Source organism: Nocardia sp. NPDC004415 (assembly GCF_053602435.1).
The window spans coordinates 1-14,956 of the sequence record NZ_JBSGDP010000035.1; the positions used below are offsets into that span (position 1 = coordinate 1).

Here is a 14,956-nt window from a genome sequence, read left to right on the forward strand (position 1 = left end):
CCGCACCCAGCGGCTCGCCAGCTCGCGCGGCTTGATCTCGGTCGAGGCGTCGTGGCGGGCGTGCTCGCCCACCTGCACCGCACCGCGCGCCGCGAGCTTCTCGGCCGCGAGCTCGCCACCGCGGTTGAAGGTGTCGCCGTAGACCGAATCGCCGAGGCCGAAGACCGCGAAGCGCAGGCCGGTGAGATCCGGCCGCACGATCTCGACGCGGTCGAAGAAAGCCTCACCGGCCGTGGGCAGTTCGCCGTCGCCGTAAGTCGAACAGACGACGATCAAGAACTCCACGCCGTCCAGATCGCGCGGGTCGAAGTCGGCCATGTCGTAGACCGACACCGCGCCGTCGAAGGCGACCTGATCGGCGAGGTGCTCGGCCACGGCCTCGGAGGTACCGAGTTCGGACCCGAACAGAATCACGAGGGACAAGGAGATTCCTTTCACGCGACGGATAAGCCTAGGCTTACCTTAGCGCGCCCTCGGCCGCAAGGGATTCCCTACGGCGTCTGCCGCTGGAACTCGAACGATCCCGGCTTGTGCGGCGCGTCGGTGGTGATCGTGCCCGTGATGTGTCCCGCCCCCGGATCGAATTCGATCTGGGTGCCGCCGGTTCCGTAGATCCGGTGCCGCACGGTGCCACTGGCACCGGTGTCGAGATTGCGCCAGTGCACCGCGGCCTCGACCGAACAGGGCCCGAGCCCGTGCAGCGCGCTGACCAGGCCGAAGTACGGGGTCTCCGTCCCGAAGACGGTCTCGAAGTGGATGTGCCCCACGCACACCCCCGCGCTGGTCAGCGTGATCGCGTCGCCGAGCAGCCCGGCATCGGCCGCGGCGACCGGCGCCACCGCCAGTCCCGACCCCGCGAGCACCGCCGTGACGACCACCGATCGAAGCTTCTTCCCGCCGAGCGACATGAGCGTTCCTTCCCTCTGGATGGCTGAACCCGGTCCAGACAGTCGTACCACCCGTATCCCCCACCTACACCCATCTCACGCGAGTCGCGCGAATACCCCTGCCCTGCTGTCGATTTCGGATGACGGGCCTACGATCGTCGGGCAACCGACGACGAGGAGCGCGATGACCACCTACACCGACGACTGGCCGGAACTGTTCGGGATGACGCTGGACGACTGGCTGTGCACCGGAACCGTGCACGACATTCCCCCTGCGCTGAGCTGGGATCGGGTGCGCAGTCAGGTGGTCGACGCGGTGAACGCGCGCCTGGCCGATCGCTGGGGCGCCGTGCTCGACACCACCGGCACGATCACCAGCAGTTCACGGGAGCTCTTCGAGCCGGGGGTGCTGAAGAAGATCGCCGGCGAGGTCCGTGTCGCCACGATCGACAGCCCCGACTGGATGGCGCGGCCCGCGCTGCGTCAGGACGCGCGCCGGTAGGACCCGGCGACCACCAGCAGCACCACGCCGCAGACGGCGACGATCACCCAGCCGGGCACCGCGGCGGCCGCGAACCGGCCGGGGTCGACATCGGCGACCAGGCTGCCCGCCAGCGCGACCCCCAGGGCGATGCCGAGCTGGCGGGCGGTGGAGGCCGTCCCCCCGGCGACTCCGGCCCGTTCCGGGGGAAGTCCGCCCACGGCGGTGTCGGTGATGGGCGCGTTGGCGAAACCCACCCCGGCTCCGATCAGCAGGTAGGCGACCAGTAGCAGCGGCAGGTTCATCCCGGTGCCGAGCCCGAGCAGCAGCATTCCGCCCAGCCCGAGGCAGCCGCCCGCCAGCAGCAGCGGCAGCCGGGGGCCGAGCCGCCCGACCAGATATCCCGACAGCGGCGCGCAGACCGTGGCGGCGACCGCCATCGGCAGGGTGGCGGCACCGGCCGCGGCGGGACTCCAGCCCTGTGCGCCCTGCAGGAACAGGGTGGTCAGCAGCAGGGTCATGCTGAAGGCGACGAAGACGGCGACCGCGCCCACGATGGCCCCGGCGAAGCGCGGGACCAGGAACAGGCCCGGTTCGATCAGCGGCGCCCCGCTGCGCGACTCCACCCGCACGAACGTGACCGTCAGCGCGATCAGCAGCGCGTACCCGGCGATCGCCACCGGCGCGGTCCACCCGAGACGCGGGCCCTCGATCAGCAGCGCCACCGCGATCCAGAGCACCACGACCAGCAGCACCTGCCCGGGCAGGTCGAGCGGCCGCGCCCGTTGCGCCCGCGATTCGGGCACCACCGCGCGCACCAGCAGCAGCGCCACCACGACCACCGGGACGTTGATCCAGAACACCGCCCGCCAATCGAGCACCGCGATCAGCGCACCGCCGGTGACCGGGCCCACCGCCATGCTCAGCCCGAACATCGCTCCCCACACACCGATCGCCCTGGCCCGCTCCCGGGGATCGGGCATCGCGTTCACCACGATCGCCAGCGCCACCGGCGTGAGCATCGACGCGCCGATGCCCTGGACCACCCGGGCGGCGACCAGGAATCCCGGCGACGGCGCCAGCGCGCACGCGAGCGAGGCGGTCGCGAACACGACCAGCCCGATCCGGAAGACCCGCCGCCTGCCGAAGCGGTCCGCCAGGGCACCCGCGGTGATCAGCAGGCTCGCGAAGGTCACGGTGTAGGCGTCGACGACCCAGGCCAGCCGGTCGGGCTCCACGCCGAGACCGTGGCCGATCTCGGCCAGGCCCACCGTCACGATCGTCGTGTCCAGCCCCACCAGGAACAGGGCCAGCGCGCAGGTCGCCAGGACCGTCCACCGTCTGCGCGCGCTCGGCGCGGGCCTCCCCGCCGTCATCGTCTCCGTCACCGGACCACCTCTCCACCACGTCCGGCCGCTCGCCGGGTCGCGTCGATGGTGCCGAGTGGACAACCAGCGGTCCCAGCGGTTTTGCGGAATCTGCAAACATGGCGTCATGGATGCGGAGACGGCGCAGATCGTGGCGGCCATCGGCCCTCGGCTGCGGGCACTGCGCCGCGAACGGGGACTCGCCCTGGCGACCGTCGCCGCGCGGACCGGCCTGTCGGTGAGCGCGCTGTCCCGGCTGGAGACCGGCCACCGCCAGCCCACCCTCGACCTGCTGCTCCCGCTGGCCAAGCTCTACCGGGTGGCGCTGGATCAGCTCGTGGCCGCACCCGACACCGGCGATCCACGCATGCACCTGCGCCCGCACCACCATGCCAGCGGCGGGGTCGTGGTGCCGCTGACCGGCTACCCGGGACGTGTCCAGGTCTTCAAACACGTGCTCGGCCCCCGCGAACCGCGCCTGGTGTCCCACGCGGGCCATGCCTGGTTGTTCGTGCTCGCGGGCACGCTGCGGCTGCTGCTCGGCGACGACGAACACCTGCTCGGCCCGGGCGAGACCGCCGAGTTCGATCCCCTGATCCCGCACTGGTTCGGACCCGTGGGCGACGCCGTCGAGATCCTGCACCTGTTCGGTCCGCACGGCCACAAGCCCGTCGCGCGGGTCGTCCGGCCGCCGGACCGACCGCTGCCGTGATCCCGGGCGGCTGGGCCGGGGATCTTTCGCGGTGCGACCGATCCGGATCGGGCGTCGTCTCGAACATGTGACAGGTCAGCAAATCCGCGGCACCCGCACCGAATCCCGAGGACGCCATGGTCACCGACATGCCCGCTCGCCCCGGCTCGATTCCAGCGACCACCCCCGCAGCCGAAACACCGCCCGGGACAGCGGAACCGGTGCCCGCGTGGGCGCCACCGGCGCTGCTGCTGGCGCTGCTCATGCTCGCCGCCGACCTCGTCGCGCTGATTCCGCTGGGACAGTGGATGGCCGAGTACGGGATCGTGCCGGTGTGCACGGCCTATCTGCTGCACGTGCTGGCCGCCACCGCGCTCGCGGTGTGGGCGGTCATCCGCGTCCCGGCCCTGCACCTCGACAGCTAGGCGGCCTCGAGGACCTCGTCGACCGGGCGTCGCGGCGTCGACTCGAGCGGCGCCGCCGCGTAGGGCATGGCGCCCACCCGGATCATGACGTGGGGGTAGGCGCAGCGCTGCAGCACGGTGGAGCGGATCTCGTCGCGCAGGTCCAGCATGCCCAGCGGCTCGGACTGCAGGCTGGTGGCCAGTCCGCGGGCGGTCGCCTCGAGCAGCATGGCGCTGGTCGCCTCGCCGGCGCGCAACTGCGAGAGCCGGTGGTCGCTGGGCGTGCAGACCACGAGCCAGCGCGCCGAATCGGGCGCGTCGGTGAATTCGCGCAGTTCGGTGCCGGCGAAGGTGCGCACCGGCATGTCGTCGGACGGCCGGGCGGCGGGCGCGTTGCGGGCGGGCACCCCGATGGAGGCGCCGTGGCAGCCGCTCCACTGGGCGAGCTCGGCCAGGTACTCCGGGTCGGCCGCGTGCCGTACGGCGGCGCGGCGCATGGGCGCGGCCAGGTCGGGCAGCAGCCGGTCCGGGACGTGGCGGGCCGCCGACCCGTACCGGCTGGCGCAGCGCGAGACCGCGCGCAGGTCGGCGGGGGCGACCGGCGGCCCGGGGAATCGGCGCCGATCGGATCGGCGCTCGAGGATGGCCGCGGCCCGCCGGATGTCGGCGGGTGTGGGCGGCTGGGGTGTGAGGCGGACGGTGGCCAGATGGTCGGGCCTGTCGGGATCGGGCAGGCGTTGGATCTCGGCGCGCCAGCCGAGCATGGCGAAGGCGACATCGAGATGATGCAGCGCCGCGCCACAGCTGACCATGAGGGCGCGGTTCAGGGGGTCGGTGGCCGTCAGCCGGGCACCGAAGTCCGCGAACAGGTCCACCCGGTCCGTGCCGACCCGCCAGCGCCAGGGCTGGGTGTTGTGCACCGACGGCGCACGCACGGCGAGTTCGATCGCGTCCCGGCACGCGTCGTATCCAGGCCCCGAACGACTCATTCTCCGCACTCCTTCCGAATCCCCTACGCGGCCGCATCGTCAGGCCGTCACAATGAACGACCTTACTGAATGCTTCCGAAGAGCCCGGACCGGAATACACAGACAATTCTCAACTTCGCCGTGCCGAATTCGCGGTAGCACCGGTAGAACACCGGATCGGCACCGCGAAAGGACTATTTCCTGTGAGCACACTCACCGAATTCCGTCCACCGAAACAACACCGGCGCACCGCCCCGGCCAGGGCGAATAGCATCAGCACGTATTCCCGGACACCATCGCTCGTCCGGTATGGGCTGTGCCACTCCAGAATATTCAGCGCCGGATATCGCGGAATTCCGGTCAGATTACGCGGGTGGCCGGTAGGTGACTTCCCTGGCGACGGCCTCATCGACCTGTTCCGGTGTCAGCAAGCCGATCGTGTGTGAGACGGCGGCGCCCGCGGCCGCGGTGCGGATGGCGAGCGCGGCGGCGGCGACATCGTCGGGGACGTCGCCGATGACGAACAGGTCGTCCTCGCCGAAAGCGAAGTAACAGGCCTCCACTTCGCCGCCAACGCTCTCGACCATCTCGGTGATCGCGGCGCGGCGCGCACTGCCGCCCTGCGCGAGGAGCCCTTCGGCCCCGTCCTGGAGATAGCTGACGCGCCACAGGTACTTCGGCATGACGAACCTCCTCGGCTGAGTCGATCGGGGCCAGGCCGAGCCTAGGCCCGCCGGGCGCCGGGAAACGGGGCCTTCGCCGCTTCGATGCGCCTCCGCAACTGCGGTGATACCCGCCCGCCGGAAATTCCTCGCCCTCGCCGATGAATTCCGCGATGACGCCCCGTCCTTACCGATAACCGCGCCACCCACCCGGCGCACCGATCCGAAGGACACGACATGACCACCGCCACCGCCTCCGCCCTCACCGACACCACCACCTACCGCCCCGGGAAGATCCGCAACCGCTTCCTGTGGACCCTGCAGATCGTGCTCGGCCTGTTCTTCGTGATCGCCTCGGGCGGCCCGAAGCTCGTCATCCCGCGCACCCTGATGGAGAACCCGCCGGAGAATCTCACCATCCCGCTCGGGCTGCTGGTCTTCATCGGCGTCGTGGAGGTCGCCGGCGGTATCGGCCTGATGGTGCCGCGTCTGAGCGCCCTGGCCGCCGCCGGACTGTCGGTGCTCACCGTGCTGGCCGCCGCCACCCAGGCGTTCATCGCGGGCCATCCGGAGATGGCGATCTTCCCGCTGGTGCTCGCCGCGATCTTCGCCTGGATCGCCTACGAGCGCCGCGGCACCCTCCCCGCGCGCACCCGGTGACCACCCGACCCGCGCGCTGACGATCACCGGACCCCTCGTCCGGTGATCGTCGCGCGTTCGCGTGTCGTGTGCTCTGATGGAGAGACGACCCGCAGCCCAGTGCCCGGGAGGTGCCCGCTTTGGCCGACGACCTGCGTGAACCCGGCGACCGGACCTTCCGGCAGGCGGTGATCTACGGCCTGTCGGTGATCGCGGTGGCCGCGGTGGTCTGCGTACTCGCCACCGTATGGGCGGCGAACCGGGACGCCTGCGCCGCCGCGGAGTCGCGCCTGTGCGACGACGCGGCCAAGACGGCCGTGCTCTTCGGCCCCGCCCTCGTCCTGCTGGCCGGTGGCCTGGGCGCGCTCGTGCAGACCTTCCTGCGGTTCCGCGCCGACCGGAGCTGGCGGCCGTGGCAGGGCGCGGGCTGGTTCCTGCTCGTCTCGATGACGGCCTACCTGGCCATCGGCGCGGGCACGCTCCCGAACTGAGCCCGGCCGGACGCGGGCAGGCACACGGTGACCCGGAGCCCGCCCGCCGCGCGCGGTGTGAGCGTCAGCGTCCCGGAGTGCGCGCGGGTGATGCTGTCGACGATGGCCAGGCCGAGACCGACGCCGGTGTGGTGGGCACGGGCACGATCGGAGCCCCGCTGGAACGGTTCCACCAGAATCGCGACGAGTTCCGGGCGCAGCGGTGGCCCCGTGCTCTCGACCGTGAGCGCGACACCGCCGGGGTAGGTGCCGGTGGCGACCCACACCGTGCCCCGCTCGGGCACATTGTGGACGATGGCGTTGTGCACGAGGTTGGTCGTCAGCTGTAGCAGCAGGGCGTGTGAACCGAGGGTGCGGGCGCGCTCGCCGGTGGTGTCGAGCGTGACGCCGTGTCCTTCGGCGAGCGGGAGCAGCGTTTCGGCGGCTTCCTCGGCGACGAGCGACAGGTCGACGAGTTCGGTGGCGGACTGCCTGCCCGCCCGGCTGAGCAGCAGCAGCGCTTCGGTCAGGTCGATGGCTCTGGCGTTGACCGCCGACAGCCGCTCGACCAGTTCGGCGCTGTCGTGTCCGGGATCCGCGGCGGCCACGTCCAGCAATGTTCTCGTGATCGCCAGCGGGGTGCGCAGTTCGTGGGAGGCGTTGGCGGCGAAGCGCTGTGCCTCACCGACGTGTGCCTCGAGCCGGGCCAGCATGGTGTCGAAGGTGTCGGCGAGATCGCGCAATTCGTCGCGGCGGCCCGGCAGCCGGATCCGGTGCGCCAGTGAGCCGTTCGCGGCCGCCCCGGCCGCGGCGGTGATGCGCGCCAGCGGCGCGAGCATCCAGCCCGCGAGCAGCCAGCCACCCAGCAGCCCGAACACCAGCAGGCACAGCAGAGCCACCGCCATGAACGGCGCGAAGGAGCGCAGCAGCAGCGAACGGTCGATCAGGAATTCCCCGGTCGGGGCATAGATCCAGCCGTTGGGCAGGAAGTACAGGTAGAACACGAGCCCGGCCGCCAGCACCAGTGCGCCCGCGACCATGATGAATCCCGCGTAGCTCAGGGTGAGCTTGAGCCGCACGCTCAGACCCGGGACCCTAGCCATGCCCGGCGTCCTCACTGATGTGGTAGCCGACTCCGGCGACGGTGGCGATGATCCACGGCTCGCCCAGGCGTTTACGCAAGGCCGAGACGGTGATCCGCACGGCGTTGGTGAACGGGTCGGCGTTCTCGTCCCACGCCCGTTCCAGCAGTTCCTCGGCGCTCACGACCCCGCCTTCGGCCGCGACCAGCACCTCGAGCACCGCGAACTGCTTGCGGGTCAGCGCGATGTAGCGGCCGTCGCGATAGACCTCGCGCCGGAACGGGTCCACCCGCAGACCCGCGATCTCGCGCACCGGTGGCCGGTGATGGGCGCGGCGGCGGTCGAGCGCGCGCAATCGCAGCACCAGCTCGCGCAGCGCGAACGGTTTGGTCAGGTAGTCGTCGGCACCGAGCTCGAAACCGCTGGCCTTGTCGTCGAGCCGGTCGGCGGCGGTGAGCATGAGGATGGGCGTCCCGCGGCCGGAGGCGACGATCCGCGCGGCGACCTCGTCGCCGGTCGGGCCGGGGATGTCGCGGTCGAGCACGGCGATGTCGTAGCTGTTGACGGCGAGCAGCTCCAGCGCGGTGTTCCCGTCACCGGCGATATCGGCGGCGATCGCCTCCAGGCGCAGACCGTCCCGGATGGCCTCGGCCAGGTAGGGCTCGTCCTCGACGATGAGCACACGCATACCCCGATGCTAGGCACCGGTACATATGGTCCGCGTATCGAAAACCGCATACGGCCCGGCAACACTCGCCGTTCTTGACTCGGGGCATGAGAACTCACCGACCAGCACAGGCCGGCCGCCTGGCCCGCTGGATCATCGGCACCGCGGTCGTGGCGTCCGTCGCGGCGACGGCCGTGATCGTCGCGGACCGGCTGCCGGATTCCCTCGCCCTCGAGAAGACACCGTTCGTCGATCTCCCTCTGGACGCACCCCACGACACCCCCGGCGCCACGGTCTTCACCGACGACATCCCGACCGTCACCAACCTCGACCCGGCTCTGCTCGCCGCGCTGCGGCAGGCGGCCACCGATGCCAGTGCCGACGGCGTCGAGGTCGTCGTCACCAGCGGCTGGCGTACCGCCGCGGACCAGCGCCGGCTCCTGCGGGAGGCGGTCGCGAAGTACGGCTCCGAGACCGAGGCGGCCCGGTGGGTCGCCACCCCCGACCGCTCGGCGCACGTCTCCGGCGACGCGGTCGATCTCGGCCCCACCGCCGCCACGACGTGGCTCTCGCGCCACGGCGCCGCCTACGGCCTGTGCCAGACCTACGCCAACGAACCCTGGCACTACGAACTGCGCCCGTCGGCCGTCGGCCAGGGCTGCCCCGACCCGTACGCCGACCCCACCGAAGACCCGAGGATGCAGTGGTGATCGAGACGGAAACCCCTGTCGCGCCACCGAACCGGCGCCGCCCGTCGATGGTCGCGTTCCGGTTCGCCGTCGTCTACTTCGGCCTGTACTGCCTGCTCACCACCTATATCCCGTTCGCGCTGCTCGGTATCGCGGGCCGCTGGATCCGCGAATACCCGGGGCCGTGGAACATCCCGTTCACCGACCCGCTCACCGGCTGGGTGGGGCGCGCGTTCTTCGGCGTCGACGCGACCCTGCGCACGGATTCGGGTGCCGGTGACCAGACCGCGGTCTGGGTCCTGGTGCTGTGCCTACTGCTCGTCGCCACGGTCGGCACCGCCGTCTGGACGGCCGTGGACGCGCGCACGTCCGCCCCGCGGCTGTCGGCCTGGTTCGCCCTGTTCCTACGGTTGTGTCTGGGCGGACAGATGATCGGGTTCGGGTTCGCCAAGCTCATCCCCACCCAGATGCCCGCGCCGAGTCTGGCGCAACTGCTCCAGCCCTACGGCGAGCTGAGTCCGGCCTCGGTGCTGTGGTTGCAGGTCGGCGGCTCCCCCGCCTATCAGATGACCCTGGGCGCGGTCGAGGTCGTCGCGGGGCTGCTGCTGTTCGTCTCCCGGACCGCGGTGCTCGGCGCCGCGCTGGCCCTGGCGAGTACCGCGCAGATCCTGCTGCTGAACCTGACCTTCGACATCCCGGAGAAGCTGCTCTCCGCGCACCTGCTGGTCATGAGCCTGATCCTGCTCGCCCCGTATCTGCGTCAGCTGACAGACCTGTTCCTGCGGCAACGCGCGTGTGGCCCCCTGCACGCACCGGCCCTGTTCGCCGACGCGCGCCGGAATCGTCGCGCGGCCTGGCTCGTGGCAGCGCTCGGCCTCTGGGTCGCCCTGGGCAGCGGTTACGACCGATGGGTCGTCTGGCAGGAGCAATACAGTGCCGCCAGCCCCCGCTCCGAGCTGTACGGAATCTGGGAGGTCCGCGCGTTCGTCCTCGACGGCGCGGCGGTCGCGCCGCTCACCACCGACGAAACCCGGTGGCAGCGGCTGGTTTTCGATCGCCCCGGCACGGCGACCTACCAGCGCATGAACGGCGAGCTGATCACCGTCCGATCCGGCTTCCTACCCGATGGACACCTGGAACTCTCCGCCGAGGCGGCGCCCCGGCCCTTCGCGACACTCACCACCGACCGGCCGGGCGCCGACCAGCTCTCTCTGCGCGGAACCCTGCACGACCGTCCGGTGGAGATCACCCTCGCGCGCATCGACCCGGACAGCTTCACCCTGCGCAGCCGCGGCTTCCACTGGATCCAGGACTACCCCTACTTCCGCTAGGCCACGACGTAGCGCAGCAGCTCCGCGGTCGCGAAATGCCGCGTCTGCACCAGACGCAACGGGATGCGCTGATCCAGCGGCGGGAACATGGGTGTGCCGCCACCGAGGATCATCGGCGAGACGTAGACCTGGTACTCGTCGATGAGCCCGTGCGGCATGAGCGCGGCCGCCAGGCTCGCGCCGCCGACCTCCATGATCCCGTCGCCGCCCGCCTTGAGCTCGCGCACCCGCTCGACGGCATCGTCCGTGACCAGGGTGCTGTTCCACTCGACCTCCGGCAACGTGCGCGAGAACACGACCTTCGGTTTCGCGGTCCACAGCTCACCGAATTCGCGCTGGATGGGCGGCGCGTCCGCGGGCACGTGTGGCCAGTACTCCGCCATCAGCTCGTAGAGGCGCCTGCCGTGCAGCGCGATCTCGAGCTCGCGGTAGCGGTCGTTGTGGAACTGGTGCAGTTCGTCGTCCGGGTCGGTCCAGTCGATCTTGCCGTCGCGGTCGTTGATGTAGCCGTCCAGGGACACGCCGATCCCGTAGATCAGTTTTCTCATACCCGTGCAGACCTCCTCCGCGTCCGAAACTCATCGGTGTTCGATCAGGAGGCGACGCGGACTATCGACCGGGTCCGCCGGGCGCCGGATCGCTCTCGCCACCCTGACGCTTCTCGCCGTTGTCGATTCTGCGCGGCATCACCCTCGGCCGCACGGCCCTGGCCCCGGAATCGGCGCGTCGACGCCGCGACGCCTCGAAGTCGACCACGGTGTTCTCCCGCTCGCCGTCCTCCGGCGGCGTCGCCGCGGCCAGCCATGATCCGGATTCGCGTTCCAGCTCCGCACGGGTCACCGGCCGGGTGGGCGCCGGATCGTCGACCGCCCCGGACCCCCAGGGCCGCTGCCGGGCGTCGTCGCCGATATCGTGCCTGCCGCGCCGTGGCCGCCGCGGCAACCGGACCACATTGGACCCGCTGTCCTCGGCTTTGGCCTCTTCCCACTTCCGGCGCAGCCGTTCGACGGCGTCGTAGCGGCCCGCATCGTGATCCGACATCGAACTAACCGCGGACAGGGGTCGCGACACCCATCGATCTCACTGCGACCAGCACCCCGAACTCCGTCCTCGGTCCAACATCCACCATCACATTCTGCACGAAGCCCCCGACAGCCGTGGCCGTCGGCACGGCTATTCCCCGAGCAGCTCGCAGATCACCACCGGGATGTCTCGGCTCGTGCGCTTCTGATAGTCGGCATAACCCTTGTAGGCGGCCGTGATCTGCGGCCAGAGCACCGCTTTCTCCGCGGAAGTCGCGGTCCGGGCACGCACTTTCCGGCGCCGACCGGCGATCACCAGTTCCGCCTCGGGCGTGGCGCGCAGATTCCGGTACCAGTCCGGGTCGCGGTCGTCGCCGCCCTTGGAGGCCACGAGCACCACCCGCTGCTCGTCGTGCACCGGGCTGGTCAGGTAGCACGACCGGGGCTGACCCGACTTGCGTCCCACGGTGTGCAGTTCGACGACCGGCATGCCGAAGGGATTGGCCAGCACCCTGTTGCCGCTGACGCGCAGAATGATCCGGTGCCCCAGATTCATCAGTTTGGCACCGGCGTCCTTCACCGAGTTCTTCACCCTCGCCTCCCGTCTCCACGTTCACATCCGGCACAGACCAGCACCTGTAAGCATCGTATACATCAACTGGTCTCGATATTATGTAAACAACGATAACATCTGCTGTCGACGACCCGCACACTCCGGCCCATCGAGCCGTGATTCCGAGCAATGTGGACGGTGATCACAATGGTCCTTGACACCCCCGTCGCCGAAGGGGAATAGTGGCAACAGTCGAGCAAATCACCAACTGCCAGAAGTTGGTTCCCGGCGTTCCACCTGCCGAAAGAAGCTGCCGTAGTCGACTTTTCGCCCGCCGTGGCGGGCGGTCCGCGGCCGGACCTTCACCAAGGGAGAGACGAATGACCGCGCTTCCGCCCCCGATCACCCCCTACCTCGAACCGGCCGCCAAAGAACTCGCCGAGGCGACCGATCCGCACCCCCGCATCTATGAAGTCCCACCCGAGCAGGGCCGCCAGATCCTGGTCGACCTGCAGCGCGGCGAGGGCGTGGCACGCCCGGACGTCGACGAGGAATGGGTCGACGTCGACGCCGGCGAATGGGGCACCGTCCGCACCCGCATCATCCGCCCCAAAGGCGCCACCGGCCCACTACCCGTCGTGTTCTACATCCACGGCGCCGGCTGGGTCTTCGGCGACGACAAAACCCACGACCGCCTCTTCCGCGAACTCGCCGTCGGCGCAGGCGCCGCCGGCGTCTTCCCCGTCTACGACCGAGCACCGGAAAAGCACTACCCCACCCAGGTCGAACAGAACTACGCCGTCGGCCAGTGGGTCCTCCAACACGGCGCCGAACACGGACTCGACACCAGCCGCATCGCCGTCACCGGCGAATCCGTCGGCGGCTGCATGTCCGCGGTCTTCGCCCTCATGAACAAGGACCGCGGCGGCATCGACCTCAAAGCCCAGGTCCTGCTCTACCCGGTGACCAACGCCGACTTCGACACCCCCTCCTACCTGCAGTTCGCCGAGGGCTACTACCTCACCCGCGACGGCATGAAATGGTTCTGGGACGCCTACACCACCGACCCCTCCCAACGCGCGGAAAAGTACGCCTCCCCGCTGCAAGCCTCACTGGAGGACCTGAAAGGGCTGCCTCCCACGCTCGTGATCACCGACGAAGCCGACGTGCTCCGCGACGAAGGCGAGCAGTACGCCAACAAACTGCGCGAGGCCGGAGTCGACGTCACCTCCGTCCGGGTCGCCGGCATGGTCCACGATTTCCTGCTGCTGGACAGCCTGCGCGACACCCGCGCCGCGAACGTCGCCCGTGCCCTCGCCATCGACGCGCTGAAGACGGCGCTGAACTGATCCTGGTCTCGATTCGGCGTTCTGCGGTGCCCGAACCGCTCGACAGGCGGATCGCTGTCGGCACGTGGTTGTTAAATTGACTCCATGGCACCGCAGAACGCGCCGTATCACCACGGCGACCTCCCGGCCGCGCTCGTTCGCGCAGCAGTAGAGCTGCTCGAAGAGGACGGCGGCGAGCTCTCCCTGCGCGCCGCCGCGCGCCGCGCGGGCGTCTCTACGGCGGCGCCCTACCGGCACTTCGCCGACCGCGACGCCCTGCTGGCCGCGGTGGCGGCGGTCGGATACCGGGAACTCGCGGCCGATCTCGTCGCCGCCAACCCCGCCCCCACGAACGCCGACGACTTCACCGCGATCGCCGTCGCCTACATCCAGTTCGCCCTGAAACGTCCCGGGCTCTTCCGCGCCATGTTCTCCGAGCCCTGCGACCCCACCAGCCCCGAGCGGGTCGCGGCCACCACCGCCATCCACGAATACGTGCGATCGATTGTGCGGCAAGCCTTTCCGGAGTCCGATGAGGAAGCGCTGGCGACCGCGATGTGGGCGCTGGTGCACGGCCTGGCGTTCCTGTACCTGCACGGGAAGTTCGATGTCGGCGCGCCCGGCGAACTCACCGACCGGGTCCGCGCGACGATCAACTCGATCCTCGACCTACGCCCCGCCGCGGCTGTCGACGAGTAGCCACCCGCTGCGCGTCCGCACGACGACGCCGACCGGCATCGAGGCCGGGACCAGCGCAGACGGGGCGATCCGGCCGCCCGGAGGACCCACCCGCACCCATCGATGTACTCAGCGCTTACATTAGGGGTTCCGCAGCACGCGGTCGACAGCGTGAACACCCCGAGGAGCACAGAGTGACCAGCACCGACGACATCGGCGCAGCGATGGACCCGCACAGCGAGGCCCCTATCATCCTAATCGCACCGGCGATGGCCATCGGCTCCCGCTTCTACACCCCGGTGGTCCGCGCGTTCGGCGAGCACGGCTGGGACGCACACGCCTTGCCGCGCCGCGGGTTCGAGCGCGGTGGGCCCCGCGCGGCGCGCGCGCACGACTGGTCCTACGCGGACGAGATCGACACCATCACCGATGCGGTGACCCAGCTCCGCCGCCACCATCCCACCCGGCCGGTGATCGTGCTGGGCCACAGCCTCGGCGCCCAGCTCGCCGCCGGGCACGTGATCAACCATCCCGGCGTGGACGGGCTCGTGACGATCGGCGGCTGCCTCCCGCACCACCGCCACTTCGCCGGATACGGCCTGCACGTCGCCGCCATGGCCGCCATGATCCCGGCACTGACCGCGGCGTTCGGCTACCTTCCGCCGCCCGCGTTCGGCGCCCCCGGCGCGCGCACCATGATGCGCGAGTGGGCCCGCATGGTGCTCACCGGCCGACCGCCGTTTCCCGCGCAGCACCCCATCGACATCCCCGCCCTGGTGATCGCGCTGGAAAACGATTCCCTGGCACCCGAATCCGGCATCGACGACTTCGCCCGCAAGCTCTTCGCGCCCGGTGCCGCGACCCGCTGGGACTACCGCGCCGCAGACGTTCCGCCCGGCGCGAGCAATGGGCACATCGAATGGGTCCGCACTCCGGATCCCGTCGTCGAGCGCGTCGTGACGTGGTGGAAGGCCGTCGCCACGGTCGCTTGACAGTCATGTAAGCGGCGATTACATTGCGGCGTGGGTGACCTCCTC

The 14,956-nt window shown here is 70.3% G+C and carries 20 protein-coding genes; 10 read left to right on the forward strand and 10 right to left on the reverse strand.

Annotated elements, in window-relative coordinates:
* Both ACWEMY_RS17695 and ACWEMY_RS17700 read right to left on the reverse strand, forming a co-directional pair.
* Positions 1-423 (reverse strand): flavodoxin domain-containing protein (locus tag ACWEMY_RS17695; RefSeq protein WP_452390892.1); only part of this gene is annotated, 423 nt, incomplete at its 3' end.
* Positions 424-491: 68 nt separating this feature from the next.
* On the reverse strand, positions 492-908 hold the full coding sequence (locus tag ACWEMY_RS17700; RefSeq protein ID WP_452390893.1) for a hypothetical protein: 417 nt from the start codon (positions 906-908) through the stop codon (positions 492-494).
* Between the two features lie 163 nt (positions 909-1,071).
* Here ACWEMY_RS17700 and ACWEMY_RS17705 point away from each other — a divergent pair, with 163 nt between their 5' ends.
* Positions 1,072-1,389 carry a hypothetical protein gene (locus ACWEMY_RS17705; RefSeq protein WP_452390894.1) on the forward strand — a complete coding sequence of 106 codons (318 nt, stop codon included), beginning with the start codon at positions 1,072-1,074 and terminating at the stop codon, positions 1,387-1,389.
* Here the strand turns inward: ACWEMY_RS17705 and ACWEMY_RS17710 are convergent.
* On the reverse strand, positions 1,371-2,756 hold the full coding sequence (locus ACWEMY_RS17710) for an MFS transporter (protein ID WP_452390895.1): 1,386 nt from the start codon (positions 2,754-2,756) through the stop codon (positions 1,371-1,373). The genes ACWEMY_RS17705 and ACWEMY_RS17710 overlap by 19 nt on opposite strands.
* A 106-nt stretch (positions 2,757-2,862) precedes the next feature.
* Here ACWEMY_RS17710 and ACWEMY_RS17715 point away from each other — a divergent pair, with 106 nt between their 5' ends.
* Both ACWEMY_RS17715 and ACWEMY_RS17720 read left to right on the forward strand, forming a co-directional pair.
* Entirely contained in the window at positions 2,863-3,447 is a 585-nt protein-coding gene (locus ACWEMY_RS17715; protein ID WP_452390896.1) for a helix-turn-helix domain-containing protein, read from the forward strand.
* A 128-nt stretch (positions 3,448-3,575) separates the two neighbouring features.
* The gene (locus ACWEMY_RS17720) at positions 3,576-3,851 is read left to right on the forward strand and encodes a hypothetical protein (RefSeq protein WP_375927816.1); all 276 of its coding nucleotides are present in this window, start codon (positions 3,576-3,578) and stop codon (positions 3,849-3,851) included.
* Here ACWEMY_RS17720 and ACWEMY_RS17725 read toward each other — a convergent pair.
* Together ACWEMY_RS17725 and ACWEMY_RS17730 are read right to left on the reverse strand one after the other, a co-directional pair.
* Entirely contained in the window at positions 3,848-4,819 is a 972-nt protein-coding gene (locus tag ACWEMY_RS17725) for an Acg family FMN-binding oxidoreductase (protein WP_452390897.1), read from the reverse strand. The two genes, ACWEMY_RS17720 and ACWEMY_RS17725, sit on opposite strands and share 4 nt — an antisense overlap.
* Positions 4,820-5,163: 344 nt before the next feature.
* Positions 5,164-5,481 carry a GYD domain-containing protein gene (locus ACWEMY_RS17730; RefSeq protein WP_375927820.1) on the reverse strand — a complete coding sequence of 106 codons (318 nt, stop codon included), beginning with the start codon at positions 5,479-5,481 and terminating at the stop codon, positions 5,164-5,166.
* 216 nt (positions 5,482-5,697) lie between these two features.
* Between ACWEMY_RS17730 and ACWEMY_RS17735 the strand changes: the two genes are divergently transcribed.
* Both ACWEMY_RS17735 and ACWEMY_RS17740 read left to right on the forward strand, forming a co-directional pair.
* Positions 5,698-6,120, forward strand: coding sequence for a DoxX family protein (locus ACWEMY_RS17735; RefSeq protein WP_452390898.1), 423 nt, complete (start codon positions 5,698-5,700; stop codon positions 6,118-6,120).
* Positions 6,121-6,239: 119 nt separating this feature from the next.
* A complete protein-coding gene (locus ACWEMY_RS17740; RefSeq protein WP_375927824.1) occupies positions 6,240-6,590 on the forward strand; it encodes a hypothetical protein in 351 nt (116 codons plus the stop codon).
* Here the strand turns inward: ACWEMY_RS17740 and ACWEMY_RS17745 are convergent.
* Both ACWEMY_RS17745 and ACWEMY_RS17750 read right to left on the reverse strand, forming a co-directional pair.
* The gene (locus ACWEMY_RS17745) at positions 6,554-7,672 is read right to left on the reverse strand and encodes a sensor histidine kinase (RefSeq protein WP_452390899.1); all 1,119 of its coding nucleotides are present in this window, start codon (positions 7,670-7,672) and stop codon (positions 6,554-6,556) included. The two genes, ACWEMY_RS17740 and ACWEMY_RS17745, sit on opposite strands and share 37 nt — an antisense overlap.
* The gene (locus ACWEMY_RS17750) at positions 7,665-8,339 is read right to left on the reverse strand and encodes a response regulator transcription factor (protein WP_452390900.1); all 675 of its coding nucleotides are present in this window, start codon (positions 8,337-8,339) and stop codon (positions 7,665-7,667) included. Before ACWEMY_RS17750 ends, ACWEMY_RS17745 begins: the two co-directional genes overlap by 8 nt.
* 86 nt (positions 8,340-8,425) lie before the next feature.
* Between ACWEMY_RS17750 and ACWEMY_RS17755 the strand changes: the two genes are divergently transcribed.
* Positions 8,426-9,028, forward strand: a complete 603-nt coding sequence (locus ACWEMY_RS17755; RefSeq protein ID WP_452390901.1) for a M15 family metallopeptidase — start codon at positions 8,426-8,428, stop codon at positions 9,026-9,028.
* A gap of 47 nt (positions 9,029-9,075) precedes the next feature.
* Positions 9,076-10,338, forward strand: a complete 1,263-nt coding sequence (locus tag ACWEMY_RS17760) for a DoxX family protein (protein WP_452390947.1) — start codon at positions 9,076-9,078, stop codon at positions 10,336-10,338.
* On the opposite strand, the gene ACWEMY_RS17765 is transcribed toward ACWEMY_RS17760, so the two are convergent.
* From ACWEMY_RS17765 to ACWEMY_RS17775, 3 genes are all read right to left on the reverse strand, one after another.
* Positions 10,335-10,886, reverse strand: a complete 552-nt coding sequence (locus ACWEMY_RS17765) for a dihydrofolate reductase family protein (protein ID WP_452390902.1) — start codon at positions 10,884-10,886, stop codon at positions 10,335-10,337. The two genes, ACWEMY_RS17760 and ACWEMY_RS17765, sit on opposite strands and share 4 nt — an antisense overlap.
* 61 nt (positions 10,887-10,947) lie before the next feature.
* Positions 10,948-11,379, reverse strand: a complete 432-nt coding sequence (locus ACWEMY_RS17770; protein ID WP_452390903.1) for a hypothetical protein — start codon at positions 11,377-11,379, stop codon at positions 10,948-10,950.
* A 132-nt stretch (positions 11,380-11,511) separates the two neighbouring features.
* Complete coding sequence (locus ACWEMY_RS17775) at positions 11,512-11,916, reverse strand: nitroreductase family deazaflavin-dependent oxidoreductase (protein WP_452390948.1); 405 nt, start codon at positions 11,914-11,916, stop codon at positions 11,512-11,514.
* A 377-nt stretch (positions 11,917-12,293) separates the two neighbouring features.
* Between ACWEMY_RS17775 and ACWEMY_RS17780 the strand changes: the two genes are divergently transcribed.
* The 3 genes from ACWEMY_RS17780 to ACWEMY_RS17790 all read left to right on the forward strand — a co-directional run bounded on the left by ACWEMY_RS17780 (position 12,294) and on the right by ACWEMY_RS17790 (position 14,911).
* The gene (locus ACWEMY_RS17780; protein ID WP_452390904.1) at positions 12,294-13,262 is read left to right on the forward strand and encodes an alpha/beta hydrolase; all 969 of its coding nucleotides are present in this window, start codon (positions 12,294-12,296) and stop codon (positions 13,260-13,262) included.
* An 84-nt stretch (positions 13,263-13,346) separates the two neighbouring features.
* Positions 13,347-13,940 carry a TetR/AcrR family transcriptional regulator gene (locus ACWEMY_RS17785; protein ID WP_452390905.1) on the forward strand — a complete coding sequence of 198 codons (594 nt, stop codon included), beginning with the start codon at positions 13,347-13,349 and terminating at the stop codon, positions 13,938-13,940.
* 173 nt (positions 13,941-14,113) lie between these two features.
* On the forward strand, positions 14,114-14,911 hold the full coding sequence (locus tag ACWEMY_RS17790) for an alpha/beta fold hydrolase (protein WP_452390906.1): 798 nt from the start codon (positions 14,114-14,116) through the stop codon (positions 14,909-14,911).
* The last annotated feature ends 45 nt before the right edge of the window (positions 14,912-14,956 follow it).